This window comes from Agromyces larvae (assembly GCF_022811705.1).
In the GTDB taxonomy this organism is placed as follows: Bacteria; Actinomycetota; Actinomycetes; order Actinomycetales; family Microbacteriaceae; genus Agromyces; species Agromyces larvae.
In genome coordinates this window covers 967,120-985,598 of the sequence record NZ_CP094528.1, presented here as the reverse complement: position 1 = coordinate 985,598, position 18,479 = coordinate 967,120, and the positions used below count along the sequence as shown (strand labels likewise).

Genomic DNA, 18,479 nt, shown 5'->3' with positions numbered 1-18,479 from the left:
AGAGGTCCGGCCGGTTCCCCCTTCCGACCGGACCCCGTTCCACCCCGTCAGGCTTCGCCGAACCCCGACTCGGCCAACGCAGCGATCGCCTGCACGGCTTCGTCGCCGCCCGGGTCCTCGGTCGCGATGACGAGCTCGGCACCCTTCGTGAGCCCGAGCGCCATGATCGCCAGCAGGCTCTTCGCGTCGACCCCGTTGACGGTCACCTTCTGCGGGAACGTCGCGGCGAGCTTCACCAGTTCGGCGGCGGGTCGGGCGTGCAGGCCGTCGGCGTTCACGAGGGTCACCGTTCGGCTGAGGGCGGCGGATGCCTCGGAGCCGGCGCGGTCCGCGGCATCCGAACCCTGCGCGGGCGCCGGGGCCCCGCTCGCGGCGGGGCTCGCTTCGCCGCCGCGAGCGGACTCGGCCGCCGCGACGACGGCGTCGAGGTCGTCGCCGGCTTCGGCCGCGACCGCCGCGGCGACCCCGCCCTCGACGAGCGGCGCGTCCACGATGCGCACGCGCTCGCGCTGCTCGTCGTCGAGGAAGTCGAGCGCGGTCTCCGCGGTGAGGATCGCCGAGCCCAGATCGCAGAGCACGGCGACCCCGGCACCCGCGTCGGCCTCGGCGATGCCTGCGCTGACCTTCTCGAAGCTCGTCCCGATCCGACCGTCGTCGGTGCCGCCCGCGGCGACCAGCGTCGCCGTCGGCGCCATCTGCCCGGCGAGTTCGACCAGTCCGCGCGCGATCGAATCCGAGTGCGAGACGAACACCACGCCGACGCGCTGACCCGCCACGTCAGGCTCCCGCTGCGGCCGCGGCCGCGTCGAGGAGCAGCGCCGTGGACTGCGCACCGGGGTCGCGGTGACCCGCCGAGCGCTCGCCGAGGTAGCTGGCGCGTCCCTTGCGGGCCACGAGCGGTTCGGTCGCCACCGCACCGGCTGCCGCGGCTTCGGCGGCTGCGCGCAGCACGGCCGCCGGCTCGGCCCCGGCTGCTGCCGCGGCATCCGCGGCGTCGACCGCCGGAGTCCACGCATCGACCATGGTCTTGTCCTCCAGCTCGGCCTTGCCACGCGAGACGATGCCGTCGCGGGCGGCTGCGAGCACCGCCGCGACCGCTGCGCCGTCGAGCTCGGAGGCGGTTCCGGCCGCAACCGCCCCCTTCAGGTAGGCCGTTCCGTAGAGCGGCCCCGCGGCCCCGCCTACCGTCGAGATCAGCGTCGTGGCGACGAGCTTCAGCACGTCGCCCGGTGTCGCGTCGTCGGCGAGCCCGTCCAGCTTGCCGAGCACCGCCTGGAATCCGCGGTCCATGTTCTCGCCATGGTCGCCGTCGCCGATGTCCCGGTCGAGCGTGATGAGCTCGATGCGGTGCTCGCCGATGACGTCGGCGCTGCGCCGCACCCAGTCGACCGCCCAGTCTCTGCCGAGCCCCGCCACCTCAGCGACCCCACCGCAGCGCCGGCGTCTGCACCGGGGCATCCCACAGCTCGAGCAACTCGTCGTCGAGCTTCAGCAGCGTGAGCGAGAAGCCCTGCATCTCGAGCGAGGTGATGTAGTTGCCGACCAGCGAGCGGCTGATCTCGATGCCCTTCGCGGTCAGCACGTCGGCGGCGTGCTTGTACGCGATGAACAGTTCGATCTCGGGCGTCCCGCCCATGCCGTTCACGAACAGCAGCACACGGTCGCCCGACGAGTAGGGCAGGTCCTCGAGGATCGGGCCGAGCATCCGTTCGACGATCGCGTCGGCGGGTTCGAGCTTCAACCGCTCGCGACCCGGCTCACCGTGGATGCCGATGCCGAGCTCGTACTCGTCTTCGGCGAGCGTGAAGCTCGGCTCCCCGGCGTGCGGCACGATGCACGGCGTGAGCGCCATGCCCATGGATCGCGCGTTCGCGTTCACCCGTTCGGCGATCTCGGCGACCTGGTCGAGCGAGTCCCCGCGCTGGGCCGCGGCCCCCGCGATCTTCTCGACCAGCACGGTGCCCGCCACGCCGCGACGCCCGGCGGTGTAGAGAGAGTCCTTGACGGCGACGTCGTCGTTCGTGATGACCGCGCGCACCTCGATGCCGTCGGCGGCGGCCAGGTCCGCAGCCGTCTCGAAGTTGAGCACGTCGCCGGTGTAGTTCTTCACGATGTGCAGCACGCCGGCGCCGCCGTCGACGGCCTTGGTCGCGGCGAGGATCGGGTCGGGCGTCGGGGACGTGAACACCGCGCCGGGCACCGCGGCGTCGAGCATGCCGTAGCCGACGTACCCCGCGTGCAGCGGCTCGTGTCCGCTGCCGCCGCCGCTCACGAGCGCGACCTTGCCCTGCACGGGCGCATCGGCGCGCACGACGTAGATCGGGTCGTACTCCGCCCGGACGAGGTCCGAATGAGCCGCGGCGAATCCCGCGACGGACTCGTCGACCACCTGCTTCGGGTCGTTGATGATCTTCTTCAACGGACATCCCTTCCCCTCGGCTGCGCGACACCGCGCGACGTTGCATCGGCTCCGACGCAGCACCTGCCCTCAACCTACGCCCCGAGGCCGACGGCCGGGAAGGCCGACGCACCGAATTCCGGCGCGGCCGTTCCCCGCCCGGGAGTGGCGGGGCTAGGGTGTGCACAGGCGGGCGATGGGGCCCGCATGATGAAGGGAGCCATCAGTGAATCTCGGTGTCATATTCATCTCGGAGCTGGTCGGAACGGCCATGCTGGTGCTGCTGGGCACCGGCGTCGTCGCGAACGTCGCCCTGATCCGCACGAAGGGCAACGGCGGCGGCTTCCTGATGGTGAACATCGGCTGGGGCCTCGCGGTCTTCGCCGGTGTGATCGTCTCCTACGCGTCCGGCGCCCACATCAATCCGGCGGTCACGCTCGGCCTGATGACGAACTACCTCGCCGAGGGCAAGAGCGAGTTCGTCCCGGGCATCCCGATCGACGCCGCTTCGGTCGCGACCTACATCGGCGCGCAGCTGATCGGTGCGATCCTCGGTGCGGTGTTCTGCTGGCTGGCCTACAAGCAGCACTTCGACGAGGAGCCCGAGCCCGCGAACAAGCTCGGCGTGTTCTCGACCGGCCCGGCGATCCGCTCCTACGGGTGGAACTTCGTGACGGAGGTCATCGGCACGTTCGTGCTGGTGTTCGTCATCCTCGGGTTCAGCTACGGCGGCACGCCCGCAGAGCTCGGCGCCATCCCCGTCGCCTTCCTGGTGATCGTGATCGGCACCTCGCTCGGTGGTCCCACCGGCTACGCGATCAACCCGGCACGTGACCTCGGCCCCCGCATCGCGCACGCCATCCTGCCGATCAAGGGCAAGGGGTCCAGCGACTGGGGCTACTCGTGGGTGCCGGTCTTCGGGCCGATCGTCGGCGGAGTCCTCGCCGGAGTCGCGGCCCTCGGCCTGCTCCCGGTGCTCGGCGCCTGAGGCGAGCGGGGTCGGCCTCCGGTCGGCCCCGCTCCCCTGCTCACCGAGGAACGCACTGCATCGTCGCCGTGCGAGTCGGACTCGTCGGCGGCACCAACAGAAATGAGAGGACGGCATGGCCGACTACATCCTGGCCATCGACCAGGGAACCACCAGCACCCGCGCGATCGTGTTCGACAAGAAGGGATCGATCGTCTCGGTCGGGCAGCTCGAGCACGAGCAGATCTTCCCGAAGGCCGGCTGGGTCGAGCACGATCCGACCGAGATCTGGACCAACACCCGCGAGGTGATCGGGCAGGCGCTCGGCAAGGCCGACCTGACCCGGCACGACATCGCAGCGGTCGGCATCACCAACCAGCGCGAGACCGCGGTCGTCTGGGACAAGAACACGGGCGAGCCGGTCTACAACGCGATCGTCTGGCAGGACACCCGCACCCAGCCCATCGTCGACCGCCTCGCGGCCGACGGCGGCGTCGAGCGGTTCAAGCAGCAAGTGGGCTTGCCGCTGGCGACCTACTTCTCGGGCACGAAGATCGTGTGGATCCTCGAGAACGTCGACGGCGCGCGCGAGCGGGCCGAGGCGGGCGACCTGCTGTTCGGCACGACCGACTGCTGGGTGCTCTGGAACCTCACGGGCGGGCCTGACGGCGGCGTCCACGCGACGGATGTCACGAACGCGAGCCGCACGCTCTTCATGGACCTCGAGACGCTGCAGTGGGACGACGAGATCCTCGCGGCCTTCGACGTCCCGCGCTCGATGCTCCCCGAGATCAGGTCCTCGTCCGAGGTGTACGGCACGGTCGAGTCGTCGAGCCTGCTGCGCGAGGTGCCGGTCGCCGGCATCCTCGGCGACCAGCAGGCGGCCACCTTCGGCCAGGCGGCGTTCGACGCCGGCGAGTCGAAGAACACGTACGGCACGGGCAACTTCCTGATCTTCAACACCGACACCGAGATCGTGCACTCGAAGAACGGGCTGCTCACCACACTCGGCTACAAGCTGGGCGATCAGCCGGCGCACTACGCGCTGGAGGGCTCGATCGCGGTGACGGGGTCGCTCATCCAGTGGCTGCGCGACAACCTCGGGCTGATCTCCAGCGCTCCCGAGGTCGAGGACCTCGCGAAGACGGTCGACGACAACGGCGGCGCGTATTTCGTGCCGGCGTTCTCGGGACTGTTCGCACCGTACTGGCGGCCGGATGCCCGCGGTGCGCTGGTCGGGCTCACCCGGTACGTGAACAAAGGCCACATCGCCCGCTCCGCGCTCGAGGCGACCGCGTTCCAGACCCGCGAGGTGCTGGATGCGGTGAACGCCGACTCGGGGGTCGATCTCACCGAGCTGAAGGTCGACGGCGGCATGATCGCGAACAACACGCTCATGCAGTTCCAGGCCGACATCCTCGGCGTCCCGGTCGTGCGGCCGGTGGTCGCCGAGACGACGGCGCTCGGCGCCGCGTATGCGGCGGGTCTCGCGGTCGGGTTCTGGTCCGACCTCGACGAGCTCCGCGCCAACTGGCAGGAGGACTCGCGCTGGGAGCCGAAGATGGACGCCGAAGAGCGGGAGCGCCAGCTTCGCCTCTGGAAGAAGGCCGTCCAGAAGACGTTCGACTGGGTCGACGAGGACGTCAAGTGACGCGGTCGCGCTGACGCGGACGGATGCCCCGTGCCGGTCCCTGAGTTCGTCGAAGGGTCGGCCGGGGCATCCGTCTGTGCGCGGTCGCCGCGCGCGAACCTGATCAGGCGCGCGTGGCCGCCACCCACTCCTCGAGCTTGCGTGCCGCGGCACCGCTGTCGATCGCCTCTTCGGCGACCGCCATCTTGTCGCGGAAGCGGTCGAGGATGGTGCGATCGAACTGTGCGTGATCGCGCGCCAGTTCGTACGAGACGAGCCCGGCGGCCGCGTTCAGCACGACGATGTCGCGCACGGGCCCGCGCGCGCCCCCGAGGACCTCGTGGACGATGCCGGCGTTGTGCGCTGCGTCGCCACCCTTGAGATCCTCGATCGAGGCGCGTGCGATGCCCAGATCGCGGGGGTCGAGATCGTGCTCCTTCACCGTGCCCCGCGAGACCTCCCACAGGTGGCTGTGCCCCGTGGTGGTGAGCTCGTCGAGCCCGTCGTCGCCGCGGAAGACGAGCGCGGTCGCGCCGCGGGTCTGGAACACGCCGACGATGAGCGGCACCCGGTCGAGGTGGGCGACGCCGACGGCGGACGCTTCGGGCCTGGCGGGATTGCACAGGGGGCCCAGGAAGTTGAAGACGGTCGGCACGCCGAGGTCCGAGCGCACCGCACCGGCGTGCCGGAAACCGGGGTGGAATGCGCTCGCGAAGGCGAATGTCACGCCGGTGCGCTCGAACACCTCGGCCACCCGCTCGGGCTCGAGCGTCAGGTCGATGCCCAGCGCGGCGAGCACGTCCGACGAGCCGGACGCGGAACTCGCCGCCTTGTTGCCGTGCTTGACCACCGGAACGCCGGAGGCCGCCGCGATCACGGACGCCATCGTCGAGACGTTCACGGTGCCGAATCGGTCGCCGCCGGTGCCCACGATGTCGAGCGCCATCGGATCGACCGGCAGCGGTTGCGCGTGCTCGAGGATGGCGTCCCGGAATCCGACGATCTCGTCGACGGTCTCGCCCTTGCGCCGCAGCGCGATGAGGAACCCGGCGATCTGCGCGGACGTCGCCGTGCCCGTCACGATCTGCTCCATGCACCACGAGGCGTCCGACACACTCAGGTCTTCGCCGTCGAGCAGCGTGGTGAGCATGGCGGGCCAGGAGCGTGAGGACGTCATGGCGACGATCCTAGCGGCGCGATTCTCGGCGGATTCACGGCGGTTCCGGAGGTGTATCCCGGCTCGGTCGCAGGCGGCATTCCGACACAGCATGCAGGTGTGATGAAAACTCAGTCGCGGTTTCCTCCATAATGGGAGGGTGACGAGCACCTCTTTGACGCATCAGGCGAGCGCGCCCCTGATCAAACGCCCCAATACCGTCGCGGTGGGAACGATCGTCTGGCTGGGCAGCGAGGTCATGTTCTTCGCCGGCCTGTTCGCCATCTACTTCACCCTCCGGGCGATGTCGCCCGACCTGTGGGCCGCCGAGACCGAGCGACTGAACCTGCCGTTCTCGACCGTGAACACGATCATCCTCGTCGCGTCGAGCTTCACCTGCCAGTTCGGCGTGTTCGCCGCCGAACGGATGCAGCCGTACGCCACCGGGTGGAAGCCGACGCAGTGGGGCATGGTCGAGTGGTTCTTCCTCACGTACATCATGGGCGCGGTCTTCGTCGCCGGTCAGATCTGGGAGTACGCCTCCCTCGTCTCCGAGGGCATCGCGATCGACTCGAACTCCTACGGTTCGGCTTTCTATCTGACGACCGGCTTCCACGGCCTGCACGTCACGGGCGGTCTCATCGCCTTCCTGCTCATCATCGGGCGCGTGTTCGCGGTGAAGAACTTCGGCCACAAGGAAGCGACCAGCGCCATCGTCGTCTCGTACTACTGGCACTTCGTCGACGTCGTGTGGATCGGCCTGTTCTTCGTCATCTACATCCTCAGATAGTCCGCGTCAGGAGCGTCAGCACCCCATGCCCGTGAACAGGAAGAAGCCCATGAACCGATCGAAGCGACGCACCGGCCGCCGGCACCCGCTCGCGACCGTCGCGCTCCTCGCACTCGGACTGGTCTTCACCGGTGGCGCCTACGCGGCGTTCAGCACCGGCACCGCCCAGGCCGAGGTCGACCCGACCTCGCAGTCGACCATCGACGAGGGCAAGAAGCTCTTCCAGGCGAACTGCGCCACCTGCCACGGACTCGGCGCCGACGGCACCGATGCCGGGCCGAGCCTCATCGGCGTCGGCGCCGCGGCGGTCGACTTCCAGGTCGGCACCGGCCGCATGCCGATGCAGATGCAGGGTCCGCAGGCCCAGGTCAAGCCCGTGCAGTTCACCGATGAACAGGTCAAGCAGCTGGCCTACTACGTCGCCTCGCTCGGCCCCGGACCCGACATCCCCGCCGACCACCTCGTGAACGGCGGCGGCGACGCGGCCAACGGTGCCGAACTGTTCCGCATCAACTGCGCGATGTGCCACAACGTCGCCGGCGCCGGCGGCGCGCTCACCGAAGGCAAGTTCGCGCCCGCGCTCACCGAGACGAGCGGCGTCCACATCTACGAGGCGATGGTCACCGGGCCGCAGAACATGCCCGTGTTCAACGACCTGAACATCACCCCCGAAGACAAGCGCGACATCATCACGTACCTCAAGTACGTGCAGGACAACCGCTCCCCCGGCGGCTTCGAACTCGGCGCGCTCGGCCCGGTGGCCGAGGGCCTGTTCATCTGGATCTTCGGTCTCGGCGCGATCGTCGCGGTCACCGTGTGGATCACGGCGAAGTCCAACTAGCGCACCGGCACGAAGTTAGCTCGAGAAGGAGAACCATGGCCCAGGACGAACACAGCAGCACGGAGATCGTCGCTGCCGACTCGTCGCATGCCGAGCAGCCGGCCGCGTCACCTGGCACAGCCGTCATCGTCGCCGACGCGTTCGAGAACCCCGGCTTCCCGCCGCACCGCCCGCGCGTCACCGACGAAGACCCCAAGCGCGAGAAGCGTGCCCAGCGCACCATCTACACGCTCTTCTACCTCTCGATCCTGGGCAGCGTGTGGGCGATCGCCGCGTACATGCTCTTCCCGATCGAGTCGAACAACGTCGGCGACGTCCGGCTGAACAACATGTTCATCGGCCTCGGCGCGGCCCTCGCCCTGCTCGGCATCGGGTTCGGCGCCGTGCACTGGGCGAAGTCGATCATGACCGACGTCGAGCTCGTCGACGAGCGCCACCCGATCGGCGGCTCCCCCGACACCCAGGCGGCCGCGGCGAAGGTGTTCGCCGACGCCGACCGCGAGTCGGGCTTCACTCGCCGGGCCGTCATCCGCAACAGCCTCATCGGCGCGCTCGTGGCGTTCCCGCTGCCCGCCGTCGTGCTGTTCCGCGGGCTCGCCCCCCAGGACGAGAACCCCATCGAGAACCTCAGCCACACCATGTGGGAGAAGGGCACGCGACTCGCCCTCGACCCGTCGGGCGTGCCGATCAAGGCCTCGGACGTCACCATCGGCAGCGCGTTCCACGTCATTCCCGAGGGCCTCCAGGACTTGGAGCACGGCCGACTCGAAGCGAAGGCCAAGGCAGCGGTGCTGCTCATGCGCCTGAACCCCGAGGAGCTCAACGAGCTGCCCGAGCGGGAGTCCTGGTCGTACGACGGCATCGTCGCGTACTCCAAGATCTGCACCCACGTCGGATGCCCGGTCGCGCTGTACGAGCAGCACACGCACCACCTGCTGTGCCCGTGCCACCAGTCGCAGTTCGACGTCACGAACCACTGCGAGGTCATCTTCGGGCCGGCTGCCCGCCCGCTGCCCCAGCTGCCCATCACCGTCGACGACGAGGGCTACCTCGTCGCTCAGAGCGACTTCACCGAACCCGTCGGCCCGAGCTTCTGGGAGCGCCATTGAGCACCGCAACCTCCACCAACGCTCCGCAGAAGCGGTCGTTCACCGCGGCGGCGTCCGTCTACGTGAACGAACGGACGAGCCTCGCGGGGTTCGTCAAAGAGCTGGGGCGCAAGGCGTTCCCCGATCACTGGTCCTTCCTGCTCGGCGAGGTCGCGCTCTTCGCGTTCGTCGTCGTCCTCATCTCGGGCACGTTCCTGACGTTCTTCTTCCAGGCCTCGATGGCCGAGGTGCACTACGCCGGTTCGTTCGTGCCGCTGAAGGGCGTCGAGATGTCCGTCGCGATGGCGTCGACGCTCGACATCTCCTTCGACATCCGCGGCGGCCTGTTCGTGCGGCAGATGCATCACTGGGCAGCGCTGCTCTTCGTGGCCGCGATCGGCCTGCACATGCTGCGCATCTTCTTCACGGGTGCGTTCCGCAAGCCGCGTGAGTTCAACTGGATCATCGGGTTCACGCTGTTCATCCTCGCGATGGCCGAGGGCTTCACCGGGTACTCGCTCCCCGACGACCTGCTGTCGGGCAACGGCCTCGCGATCATCAACGGCATGGTCAAGGGCATCCCGCTCGTCGGCACCTGGCTGTCGTTCCTGATCTTCGGCGGCGAGTTCCCCGGCACCGACATCGTGGGGCGCCTCTACACGCTGCACATCCTGCTGCTGCCGGCGCTGGTCGTCGCGCTCATCGCGATCCACCTCGTCCTCGTGGTCGTGCACAAGCACACCCAGTACGCCGGCCCCGGCAAGACCCAGCAGAACGCCGTCGGTCCGCCCATCCTCCCGATCTACGCGGCGAAGGCCGGCGGGTTCTTCTTCATCGTCTTCGGTGTGCTCGCGCTCATCGCCTCGATGTTCACCATCAACCCGATCTGGAACTACGGCCCGTACGACCCGTCTCCGGTTTCGGCGGGCACCCAGCCCGACTGGTACATCGGGTTCGCCGACGGTGCGCTGCGTCTCATCCCGCCGGGCTGGGAGTTCGTCTGGCTCGACCGCACCTGGTCGTTCAACATCCTCGTCCCGCTCATCGCGATCGGCATCTTCCTCGTGCTCGTCGTCGCCTACCCCTTCATCGAGGCGTGGGTCACCGGCGACAAGCGCGAGCACCACATCGCCGACCGTCCGCGCAACGCGCCGACCCGTACGGCGATCGGCGCCGCGGGTGTCACGTTCTACGCCGGCCTCTGGGCCGCGGCGAGCTCCGACATCCTCGCGACGCACTTCTCGCTCACCATGGAGGGTGTGATCCACGCCCTGCAGGCTGTGGTCATCATCGGTCCGTTCATCGCCTACTTCGTCACGAAGCGCGTCTGCATCGCCCTTCAGAAGAAGGATCGTGAGATCGTGCTGCACGGGTACGAGTCCGGCCGCATCGTGAAGCTGCCGGGTGGCGAGTTCATCGAGGTGCACCAGCCGCTCGACGAGTACGAGCGCTGGCGTCTGGTGAGCTACGAGAGCTACTCGCCCCTCATGATCCGCCCGAACGCACGTGGCAAGATCACCGCGGGCCAGCACGTCCGAGCCGCGCTCTCCCGCTGGTTCTTCGAAGACCGCATCGCGCCCGTCTCGAAGGGCGAGCTCGAAGCGGCCCACCACCACGCGGAGCACACGGACTCCGCGCACTGAGCACGCAGCCGACGAGTTCGGGCACCGGAACGATGACGGTCGACACGACCTGGTTCCGGTGCCCGAACTGTTTCCTGCCGCTCCAGTCGATCGTGGACGGCGTGTACGGATGCGCGACCGGGCACCGGTTCGACCGTTCGAAGCACGGATACGTCACGCTCCTCCCGCCGCGCGCGCCGAAGACGATCGGCGACGACCGGCAGATGCTCGAGGCGCGCGCGAGTCTGCTCGCCTCCGGGGTCTACGACCCGATCGCACTGGCGGTGAGCGACGCGGCCGCTGCGACCGTCAGCGCGCCCTCCCTCGATCGCCGACCTCGGCTCCGGTACCGGGTTCTACTCCGCAGTCGTGTCGCGCGACCTGGGGGCCGAACGCGTGCTGGTCGCCGACCGCTCGCCCGACGCGGTCAGGTGGAGCCGCCGCCACCATCGCGAGGTCACCGGCCGTGAGGCGACCGGAGTCGTCCTCGACCTCTGGCGCCCGCTGCCGATCGTCGACGGTGCGGCCGACCTCATCCTCGACGTGTTCGCGCCGCGCAACCCACCCGAGTACGCACGGATCCTCTCCCCCGCCGGCGCGGTCATCGTGGTCGTCCCGACCTCGCGCCACCTCGCCGAGCTGCGGGCCGCGGGCTCGCTCCTCGAGATTCCCGACGGCAAAGACGAGCGGGTGATCGAGCAGTTCACCGCCGCCGGGCTGTCGCTCGCGGGGCGACGCCCGGTCGATCACTCCTTCTCGGCGGCCGAGGACCAGCTGGCGCAGCTCGTGGCGATGGGGCCGTCAGCGCATCACCGCGCCGAGGGTGAACCGGTCGAGGCACGCACGGTCACCGCTTCCGTCGAAGTGCTCGCGTTCACGCAGCATCGACGGTGACACACACCGGGTGGGGGTGGCTGGATGCACCGGTCCGCCACGACGATGGCCCCGGCGGATTTCCGCCGGGGCCATCGTCGTGTGCTGATTCGCTCAGCGAGCGAAGTTGCCGCGATAGTACTCGTAGACCCAGCCGACCAGCGCGATGAGGACGAGCGGGACGGCGATGAACGCGAGCCAGAACCCGATCGCGAGCCCGAGGAACCCGAGTGCCGCCGCACCCGCGAGGACGACGGGCCACCAGCTCCACGGGCTGAAGAAGCCCAGCTCGGGGTCGCCGTCGTCGATGTTGGCGTCGAGGCGATCCTCGGGCAGTGCGCCGCCCTGGGCGCTGTGCACCCGCCCGAGATAGAAGGCGATGAACGCGCTCAGCACGCCCGCCAGCGACAACGCGACCAGACCGGCCCACTCGGGGCCGTCGTGCTGCTCGACGCCGCCGAAGGCGGTCCAGACACCGTAGACGGCCGCGACGATCGCGAAGAAGACGGCGAGAATCCAGAAGACGACGACGTTGGCGCGCATTTACTTGACTTCCTTCGTTTCCACGTCGTACACCGGTGCCTCGGGGGCGTCCTTCGCCGGGCCGATGCCGACCGGGATGCCCGCCTCGGGGTGGTTGAGGTCGAACGCCGGCGCCTCCGAGCGGATGCGCGGGATCGAGGTGAAGTTGTGCCGCGGCGGCGGGCAGCTCGTCGCCCACTCGAGCGAGCGGCTGTAGCCCCACGGGTCGTTCACGGTGACCTTCGGAGCGCGTCGGGCCGTGATGTAGACGTTCAGGAAGAACGGGATCAGCGAGACCGCGAGGATGAAGGCGCCGATCGTGGACAGCTGGTTCATCCACGTGATGTTGTCTTCGGGCAGGTACGAGTAGTACCGGCGCGGCATGACGACGACGCCGAGCCAGTGCTGGACCAGGAACGTCGTATGGAACCCGATGAACAGCAGCCAGAAGTGCCACTTGCCGAGCGTCTCGTTCAGCATCTTGCCGGTCCACTTCGGCCACCAGAAGTAGAAGCCGGCGAACATCGCGAACACGACGGTACCGAAGACCACGTAGTGGAAGTGGGCGACGACGAAGTAGGTGTCGGACACGTGGAAGTCGAGCGGCGGCGACGCCAGGATGACGCCGGTCAGCCCGCCGAACACGAACGTGATGAGGAAGCCGAGCGACCAGAGCAGCGGCGTCTCGAACGTGATCGAGCCTCGCCACATGGTGCCGATCCAGTTGAAGATCTTCACACCGGTTGGGACGGCGATGAGCATCGTCATGAGCGAGAAGAACGGCAGCAGGACGGACCCGGTGACGTACATGTGGTGCGCCCACACGGTGACGGAGAGGGCGGCGATCGCGATCGTGGCGTAGATCAGAGTCTTGTACCCGAAGATCGGCTTCCTGCTGAAGACGGGGAAGATCTCGGAGACGATGCCGAAGAACGGCAGCGCGATGATGTAGACCTCTGGATGCCCGAAGAACCAGAAGAGGTGCTGCCAGAGCATCACCCCGCCGTTCTCGGGATCGTAGATGTGCGCACCGAAGATGCGGTCGGCACCGGCGGCGAGGATCGCGGCGGCCAGCACCGGGAACGCCATCAGGACGAGGATCGACGTCACCAGGGTGTTCCAGGTGAAGATCGGCATGCGGAACATGGTCATGCCGGGCGCGCGCATGGTGACGATGGTGGTGATGAAGTTCACCGCACCGAGGATGGTGCCGAAACCGGACATGCCGAGGCCCAGCATCCAGAGGTTGCCGCCGATACCCGGCGAGAACGTCGTGGACGCGAGTGGTTGGTACGCGAACCAGCCGAACGAGGCCGCGCCCTGCGGCGTGAAGAACCCGGCGACCGCCATCAGCGAACCGAAGTTGAACAGCCAGTACGCGAACGCGTTCAGACGGGGGAACGCCACGTCGGGCGCGCCGATCTGCAGCGGCATCAGCACGTTCGCGAAGCCGGCGAACAGCGGTGTCGCGAACATCAGCAGCATGATCGTGCCGTGCATCGTGAACAGCTGGTTGTACTGCTCACGCGTGGGCACCAGCTCGAGACCCGGCTCGAAGAGCTGCGCGCGGATGATGAGGGCCATCACGCCGCCGATGCAGAAGTAGATGAACGAGGTGATCAGGTAGAGGTACCCGATGACCTTGTGGTCGGTGGAGGTGATCCACCGCACGAGGACGTTGCCCTTGCGTTCGACCTTCGAGGCGCCGAACGGCAGGCTGCTCGACTGCGGCCGAGCCGGTGCGGTCGTGGTGCTCATTCGGCGTCGTGCTCCTCATTCGACTCGGGCGCGCCCGTACCGGGCAGGTTCTGGTTGCGGTCGTACTCGGTGGACAGCTGACCGGTCTGGCCGGCGTCCTCGAGCGACTGGATGTAGTCCTCGTACTCGGCCTGAGAGACGACCTCGACGTTGAACAGCATGAGCGAGTGGTATTCGCCGCACAGCTCGGCGCACTTGCCGACGTAGGTGCCCTCGCGCTCGGTCGTGATCGACATGTAGTTGGTCTTGCCCGGGAACATGTCCTTCTTGTAGAGGAAGTCGACGACCCAGAACGAGTGGATGACATCGCGCGATTCGAGGGCGATCTCGATGTTCGAGTCGACCGGGAGCACCAGCGTCGGGAGCTCGGACTCGATCACCGAGCCGTCGCCGGCGTCGGGGTCGAGCTGAGCCTGGATGCCCGGCGAGTACACGTCTTCGTTGACGTAGTTGAAGTCCCATGCCCACTGCTTGGCGATGACCTCGACCTTGACGTCGATGTCGTCGTCGGCGAAGCGCTCCTCGATCGCCGCCTGGTCGCGCGCGGTGAAGGCGAAGAAGCCGATCACGAGGATGAGCGGCACGATCGTGTAGAAGACCTCGATCGGCATGTTGTAGCGCAGCTGCACCGGCAGGCCGGTCTGCCCGCGACGACGGCGGTAGGCGATGACGGCCCAGATCGTCAGACCCCAGGTGATGACGCCGACGACGAGCAGCACGATCCACGACGTGACCCAGAGACCGGCGATCCGCTCGGTGTGGTTCGTGACGGGCGGTTCGCCCTCCTGGAAGCCGGGGAGGAAGCCGTGCAGCTGAGCCTGCGTGCACCCTGCGAGGAACAGGCTGAGTGTCGCTGCGATCGGAACAGCAGCCCATCGGAGTCGGCGATTGTGGCGCACCGGTGACCTTTCGGGAGACTCGAAGACACTTCTCAGCGAAGTGCGTGATCGTGCCTAGCCTACTCCGACTCGACGGGGCGGATGTGCACCACGGCGCGGTTTCGGCGCAGCATCCGCGCGCGATTTGCGGTCAGACCTGCCGAATCGCCCGAAACGCAGAAGGGGAGCCGCATCATGCGGCTCCCCTTCTGCTGGTGCTCGGCGATCAGTGGAACGAGTCGCCGCACGCGCAGCTGCCCTGCGCGTTCGGGTTGTCGATCGTGAAGCCCTGCTTCTGGATCGAGTCCTCGAAGTCGATCGAGGCGCCGTCGAGGTACGGGACGCTCATCTTGTCGACCACGAGTTCGACTCCGTCGAAGTCGACGACGGCGTCGCCGTCGAGGAGCCGCTCGTCGAAGTACAGCTGGTAGATCAGGCCGGAACAGCCTCCGGGCTGCACGGCCACCCGGAGGCGCAGGTCGTCGCGACCCTCCTGGGCGAGCAGGCTGCGGACCTTGTCGGCGGCCGGGTCGCTCAGCAGGACGCCGTGGCCGGTGTCGGTGATCGTGATGCCCATCTCACTCCTCGGACTCTGGATCGGGGAACGTTCGTCGGAATTCTACGCCCGTTCGGCCGTATGACGGCTGAGCGTTCACCGACGATCGTCGAGTCGGGCCAGGAACAGCGCCTCGGCGAGCTGAGCGCGCTTGAACACGCCGAGGTGCAACGACTCGTTCGGGCTGTGAGCACGGCTGTCGGGATCCTCCACGCCGGTCACGAGGATCTGAGCGCCGGGGAACTCCTCGGCGAGCGAGGCGATGAACGGGATGGAGCCGCCCACGCCCATGTCGACCGGCTCCGCGCCGTCCCAGGCGTCGGCGAGGGCCCGGCGCAGCTCGGCGACCGCCCACCCCGACGTGTCGACGAGGAACGCCTCGCCGAGGTCGGGCTCCTCGAACGTCAGCTTCGCGCCGAACGGCGCATGCGCTTCGAGGTGGCTCCGGATCGCTGCGAACGCGTCGGCGGCGGACTGCCCGGGCGCCACCCGCCCGCTGATCCGCACCCGGACCGACGGCAGCAGCGTGTTCGACGCGTTCGCGACATCGGGCGCGTCGATGCCGGTGACGGTGATCGAGGGCTGGGCCCAGATGCGCGCGAGGAGGTCGCCGCGCCCGATCGTCTGCACCCCGTCGAGGACGGCGGCCTCGCGGCGCAGGGTCGCCTCGTCGTACTCGGGGACCTCGAGGTCCGCCGACTCCAGCCCCGCCACGGCGACGGATCCGTCGGGCGCCCAGAGCGTGTCGAGCAGCCGGATCGCGGCGAGCATCGCGTCGGGCACCGCTCCCCCGAACATGCCGGAATGGGATGCGTGCGCGAGCGTCTCGATCCGCAGGTTGAACATCGCCGCACCCCGGAGCGCGACCGTGACGGCGGGAGTCGAGACATCCCAGTTGCCCGAATCGGCCACGATGATCGCGTCCGCGGCGAGCACGTCGCGGTGCTCGCGGAGGAAGTTGTCGAACGAGCGGGAGGCCCACTCCTCCTCGCCCTCGATGAACACCGAGATGCCGAGGGCGGGATCGTCGACGACCTCGGCGAGGGCGCGCAGCGCCGCGACGTGGGCCATCACGCCGGCCTTGTCGTCGGCCGCGCCGCGACCGTGGAGTCGGTCGCCGCGCTGCGTCGGCTCGAAGGGCGGGGTCTCCCAGTCCTCGTCGCGCCCGGGCGGCTGCACGTCGTGGTGGGCGTAGAGCAGCACGGTCGGCCGCCCGTCTCGCGCTGGTCGGTGCGCGAGCACGGCGGGCTGCCCGAGCTCGCTGCCGTCCTCCACGGGCGCACGGTGGATCTCGACGAGATCGAACAGGTCGGTGGCGCGCAACAGGTCGGCGACGCGTTCCGCACTCTCGGCGACGTGCGCCGGGTCGAACGCGGGCCACGACACCGACGGGATGCGCACGAGCGCGCCGAGGTCGGCGACGGCGGATGGGAAGCCCGCGTCCACGGCGGCGCGGACGGCGGCGTCGCGGTCGGGAGCGGAGGAATCACGGGACTCGGTCATGCCGGTAATCTTAAGAGAACCGATCCGAGGAACCCCGTGGCGAAGAACGCGAACAACACCGACCAGCCCGCCCCCGAGACGCTCGCCGACACCGAGGCGCGTCTGAAGGCGGGCAAGGGCGTCCCGACGCCCACCCGCGCCGAGCGTGAGGCCGCCCGCAAGCGGCCGCTCGTGCCGAACGACCGCAAGGAGGCCGCGCGCCAGGCGAAGGCCAAGGCCGCCGATGCGCGCGAGCGCGCCCGGATCGGCATGGCCAACGGCGATGAGAAGTACCTGCCGATGCGCGACCGCGGCCCGCAGAAGAAGTTCGTGCGCGACTACGTCGACGCGCGTTTCAGCATCGGCGAACTGCTCATCCCCGTGATGTTCCTCGTGATCGTCCTCACCTTCGTGCAGAACTACGAGATCCAGGCGCTCTCGATCCTGCTGCTCTGGGCGTTCTTCGCCGTCGCGGTGATCGACGTGATCATCCTCGGGCAGGTGCTCACCCGCAAGCTCCGCTCGAAGTACGGCGACCGCGCCGACCGGGTGCGCTGGTACGCCGCGATGCGCGCGCTGCAGCTGCGCCCCCTCCGCCTGCCGAAGCCGCAGGTGAAGCGCCGCGACTACCCCACGCTCTGACCCGTTCCGGGTCGGGATCACCCGATCGGGATCCGGCGCGCCCTCACCGGGAGCGCCGCCCGTCAGTCGCGCCCGAACGCGCCCCCGCGGATGAGCGGCACCCGCGACTCCTCGTCGGTCCAGGACCCGTGCTGGCCGATCATCTTCTCGGCCGTGCGGTTCGCTTCGCGCCGGTCGTAGTAGGCGATGCCGGCACGCGCCGCGACGAGCACGTCGCCGATGCGCCCGCGCACCTCGGGAGCGATCCGCCCGGCCGGCGCGTAGAGGCCGGCGTCGAGCGCCTCGTCGCGCGTCAGCACCCATGATCGGCCGGCTTCGGCATCGCGCCAGCCGTCGATCAGGCGCTCGCGCGCGGAATCCGGCAGCGACGCGTCCAGGTGCAGCGCGAGGCACCGCGGCTCCCCCGCGATGTGCCGGATGCCGTCGAGCAGATCGGGCCGGTCGTCGACGAACACGTGCCGGTGCGCGGGCACGTCGACCACGCCGTGATCGGCGGTGACCAGCAGGCCGACGCCGTTGGGCAGGCGCCGATCGAGCCGGGCGAGTTCGGCGTCGACGGTCTCGAGGGCGGCGAGCCAGCGCTCGGACTCCCACCCGTGGGAGTGGGCGAGCTGATCGAGCTCGGGGATGTAGAGGTAGACGATCGTCGGTTTGGCGCCCGAGATCAGGTCGAGCGCCGCATCCACCCGGTCGGCGATGGTCGCGGCCGCCCGGTACTCGGCACCGCGCAGCACGGCTCGGGTGAAGCCGGACGTCGCGTAGCGCGCGGCGCCGACGGCGACGGTGCGGATGTCTCGGGCCCCGGCGTGCTCGAACCAGGTCGTCGATCGCTGCCAGCCGTCGGGCAGGAGCCCGGCCTCCCAGCCGTTCAGCTGGTTGACGACCCGGTCGGACTCCGGCTCGAGCACCCGGTAGCCGACGATGCCGTGCACGCCCGGCGGCTCTCCCGTGGCGAACGAGGTGATCGCGGCGGCGGTCGTCGACGGGAAGACGGTGCGGATAACATCGCGTCGCGACATCCGGCCCACCAGATGCCGGGCGTGCCCCGCCCGCGCCGAGAGGTTCGATGCACCCAGGCCGTCGACGAGCACGATGATCGCGCTGCGGGCGGCGGGGAGCCCGAGCTGGTTCGCCTCGCCGGCGAGGGCGGCCGACACGCTCGGGAGGATCGCGGCCGGCCGCGGAACGGTGTCGTCGGGCACCGGTAGCATGGCAGGCATCGCGCCCAGTCTGGCACAGGCCGGGCGCGAACCGTTCCATCGCGCGACCACCGCGC

Annotated in this window: 18 protein-coding genes and 1 pseudogene; 9 read left to right on the top strand and 10 right to left on the bottom strand. The window is 69.0% G+C overall.

Features of this window, described 5'->3' with window-relative positions:
- Positions 1-47: 47 nt before the first annotated feature.
- The 3 genes from dhaM to dhaK are packed head-to-tail and all read right to left on the bottom strand — an operon-like array spanning position 48 to position 2,419.
- A complete protein-coding gene (dhaM, locus tag MTO99_RS04545) occupies positions 48-776 on the bottom strand; it encodes a dihydroxyacetone kinase phosphoryl donor subunit DhaM (RefSeq protein ID WP_243557360.1) in 729 nt (242 codons plus the stop codon).
- 1 nt (position 777) lies between these two features.
- On the bottom strand, positions 778-1,416 hold the full coding sequence (gene dhaL, locus MTO99_RS04540; protein WP_243557358.1) for a dihydroxyacetone kinase subunit DhaL: 639 nt from the start codon (positions 1,414-1,416) through the stop codon (positions 778-780).
- Between the two features lies 1 nt (position 1,417).
- Positions 1,418-2,419 carry a dihydroxyacetone kinase subunit DhaK gene (gene dhaK / locus MTO99_RS04535; RefSeq protein WP_243557356.1) on the bottom strand — a complete coding sequence of 334 codons (1,002 nt, stop codon included), beginning with the start codon at positions 2,417-2,419 and terminating at the stop codon, positions 1,418-1,420.
- Between the two features lie 205 nt (positions 2,420-2,624).
- Here dhaK and MTO99_RS04530 point away from each other — a divergent pair, with 205 nt between their 5' ends.
- Both MTO99_RS04530 and glpK read left to right on the top strand, forming a co-directional pair.
- Positions 2,625-3,386, top strand: a complete 762-nt coding sequence (locus tag MTO99_RS04530; RefSeq protein WP_243557354.1) for an MIP/aquaporin family protein — start codon at positions 2,625-2,627, stop codon at positions 3,384-3,386.
- A gap of 115 nt (positions 3,387-3,501) precedes the next feature.
- Positions 3,502-5,016, top strand: a complete 1,515-nt coding sequence (glpK, locus tag MTO99_RS04525; protein ID WP_243557352.1) for a glycerol kinase GlpK — start codon at positions 3,502-3,504, stop codon at positions 5,014-5,016.
- A gap of 103 nt (positions 5,017-5,119) precedes the next feature.
- Here glpK and trpD read toward each other — a convergent pair whose 3' ends face one another.
- Complete coding sequence (gene trpD, locus MTO99_RS04520) at positions 5,120-6,172, bottom strand: anthranilate phosphoribosyltransferase (protein ID WP_243558948.1); 1,053 nt, start codon at positions 6,170-6,172, stop codon at positions 5,120-5,122.
- A gap of 139 nt (positions 6,173-6,311) precedes the next feature.
- Between trpD and ctaE the strand changes: the two genes are divergently transcribed.
- The 6 genes and pseudogenes from ctaE (at position 6,312) to MTO99_RS04495 (ending at position 11,386) form a co-directional block, all read left to right on the top strand.
- Positions 6,312-6,941 (top strand): aa3-type cytochrome oxidase subunit III, encoded by a 630-nt coding sequence (gene ctaE, locus MTO99_RS04515; protein WP_435520795.1) that lies wholly within the window; start codon positions 6,312-6,314, stop codon positions 6,939-6,941.
- A 49-nt stretch (positions 6,942-6,990) separates the two neighbouring features.
- Positions 6,991-7,782 carry a cytochrome bc1 complex diheme cytochrome c subunit gene (qcrC, locus tag MTO99_RS04510; RefSeq protein WP_243557350.1) on the top strand — a complete coding sequence of 264 codons (792 nt, stop codon included), beginning with the start codon at positions 6,991-6,993 and terminating at the stop codon, positions 7,780-7,782.
- Between the two features lie 35 nt (positions 7,783-7,817).
- Positions 7,818-8,891 carry a cytochrome bc1 complex Rieske iron-sulfur subunit gene (gene qcrA / locus MTO99_RS04505; protein ID WP_243557348.1) on the top strand — a complete coding sequence of 358 codons (1,074 nt, stop codon included), beginning with the start codon at positions 7,818-7,820 and terminating at the stop codon, positions 8,889-8,891.
- A complete protein-coding gene (gene qcrB / locus MTO99_RS04500) occupies positions 8,888-10,513 on the top strand; it encodes a cytochrome bc1 complex cytochrome b subunit (protein WP_243557346.1) in 1,626 nt (541 codons plus the stop codon). The genes qcrA and qcrB overlap by 4 nt, the downstream gene beginning before the upstream one ends.
- 32 nt (positions 10,514-10,545) lie before the next feature.
- Positions 10,546-10,629, top strand: a pseudogene (locus tag MTO99_RS19125) (hypothetical protein); the annotation flags it as partial.
- 163 nt (positions 10,630-10,792) lie between these two features.
- A complete protein-coding gene (locus MTO99_RS04495; protein ID WP_354002526.1) occupies positions 10,793-11,386 on the top strand; it encodes a methyltransferase domain-containing protein in 594 nt (197 codons plus the stop codon).
- Between the two features lie 93 nt (positions 11,387-11,479).
- Here the strand turns inward: MTO99_RS04495 and MTO99_RS04490 are convergent, their stop codons facing one another.
- The 5 genes from MTO99_RS04490 to MTO99_RS04470 all read right to left on the bottom strand — a co-directional run bounded on the left by MTO99_RS04490 (position 11,480) and on the right by MTO99_RS04470 (position 16,582).
- The gene (locus tag MTO99_RS04490; protein WP_243557342.1) at positions 11,480-11,908 is read right to left on the bottom strand and encodes a cytochrome c oxidase subunit 4; all 429 of its coding nucleotides are present in this window, start codon (positions 11,906-11,908) and stop codon (positions 11,480-11,482) included.
- A complete protein-coding gene (gene ctaD, locus MTO99_RS04485; protein WP_243557340.1) occupies positions 11,909-13,645 on the bottom strand; it encodes an aa3-type cytochrome oxidase subunit I in 1,737 nt (578 codons plus the stop codon).
- Positions 13,642-14,544, bottom strand: coding sequence for an aa3-type cytochrome oxidase subunit II (gene ctaC, locus MTO99_RS04480; protein ID WP_243557337.1), 903 nt, complete (start codon positions 14,542-14,544; stop codon positions 13,642-13,644). The genes ctaD and ctaC overlap by 4 nt, the downstream gene beginning before the upstream one ends.
- A 205-nt stretch (positions 14,545-14,749) precedes the next feature.
- Positions 14,750-15,100, bottom strand: coding sequence for an iron-sulfur cluster insertion protein ErpA (gene erpA, locus MTO99_RS04475; protein ID WP_243557334.1), 351 nt, complete (start codon positions 15,098-15,100; stop codon positions 14,750-14,752).
- Positions 15,101-15,175: 75 nt separating this feature from the next.
- Positions 15,176-16,582, bottom strand: coding sequence for a dipeptidase (locus MTO99_RS04470; RefSeq protein WP_243557332.1), 1,407 nt, complete (start codon positions 16,580-16,582; stop codon positions 15,176-15,178).
- A 36-nt stretch (positions 16,583-16,618) separates the two neighbouring features.
- On the opposite strand from MTO99_RS04470, the gene MTO99_RS04465 reads away from it, so the two are divergent.
- Positions 16,619-17,203: a DUF3043 domain-containing protein gene (locus tag MTO99_RS04465; RefSeq protein ID WP_243557329.1), complete on the top strand. Its 585-nt coding sequence runs from the start codon at positions 16,619-16,621 to the stop codon at positions 17,201-17,203.
- A gap of 62 nt (positions 17,204-17,265) precedes the next feature.
- On the opposite strand, the gene MTO99_RS04460 is transcribed toward MTO99_RS04465, so the two are convergent.
- Positions 17,266-18,423 carry an alkaline phosphatase family protein gene (locus tag MTO99_RS04460; protein WP_243557327.1) on the bottom strand — a complete coding sequence of 386 codons (1,158 nt, stop codon included), beginning with the start codon at positions 18,421-18,423 and terminating at the stop codon, positions 17,266-17,268.
- Positions 18,424-18,479 lie beyond the last annotated feature (56 nt).

What these genes read in the sequence shown, in the direction of transcription:
- glpK (WP_243557352.1), top strand. Translation starts at nt 3,502, where the DNA reads ATGGCCGACTACATCCTGGCCATCGACCAGGGAACCACCAGCACCCGC.
- trpD (WP_243558948.1), bottom strand. Translation starts at nt 6,172, where the DNA reads ATGACGTCCTCACGCTCCTGGCCCGCCATGCTCACCACGCTGCTCGAC.
- qcrC (WP_243557350.1), top strand. Translation starts at nt 6,991, where the DNA reads ATGAACCGATCGAAGCGACGCACCGGCCGCCGGCACCCGCTCGCGACC.
- qcrA (WP_243557348.1), top strand. Translation starts at nt 7,818, where the DNA reads ATGGCCCAGGACGAACACAGCAGCACGGAGATCGTCGCTGCCGACTCG.
- MTO99_RS04490 (WP_243557342.1), bottom strand. Translation starts at nt 11,908, where the DNA reads ATGCGCGCCAACGTCGTCGTCTTCTGGATTCTCGCCGTCTTCTTCGCG.
- ctaD (WP_243557340.1), bottom strand. Translation starts at nt 13,645, where the DNA reads ATGAGCACCACGACCGCACCGGCTCGGCCGCAGTCGAGCAGCCTGCCG.
- erpA (WP_243557334.1), bottom strand. Translation starts at nt 15,100, where the DNA reads ATGGGCATCACGATCACCGACACCGGCCACGGCGTCCTGCTGAGCGAC.
- MTO99_RS04470 (WP_243557332.1), bottom strand. Translation starts at nt 16,582, where the DNA reads ATGACCGAGTCCCGTGATTCCTCCGCTCCCGACCGCGACGCCGCCGTC.
- MTO99_RS04460 (WP_243557327.1), bottom strand. Translation starts at nt 18,423, where the DNA reads ATGCCTGCCATGCTACCGGTGCCCGACGACACCGTTCCGCGGCCGGCC.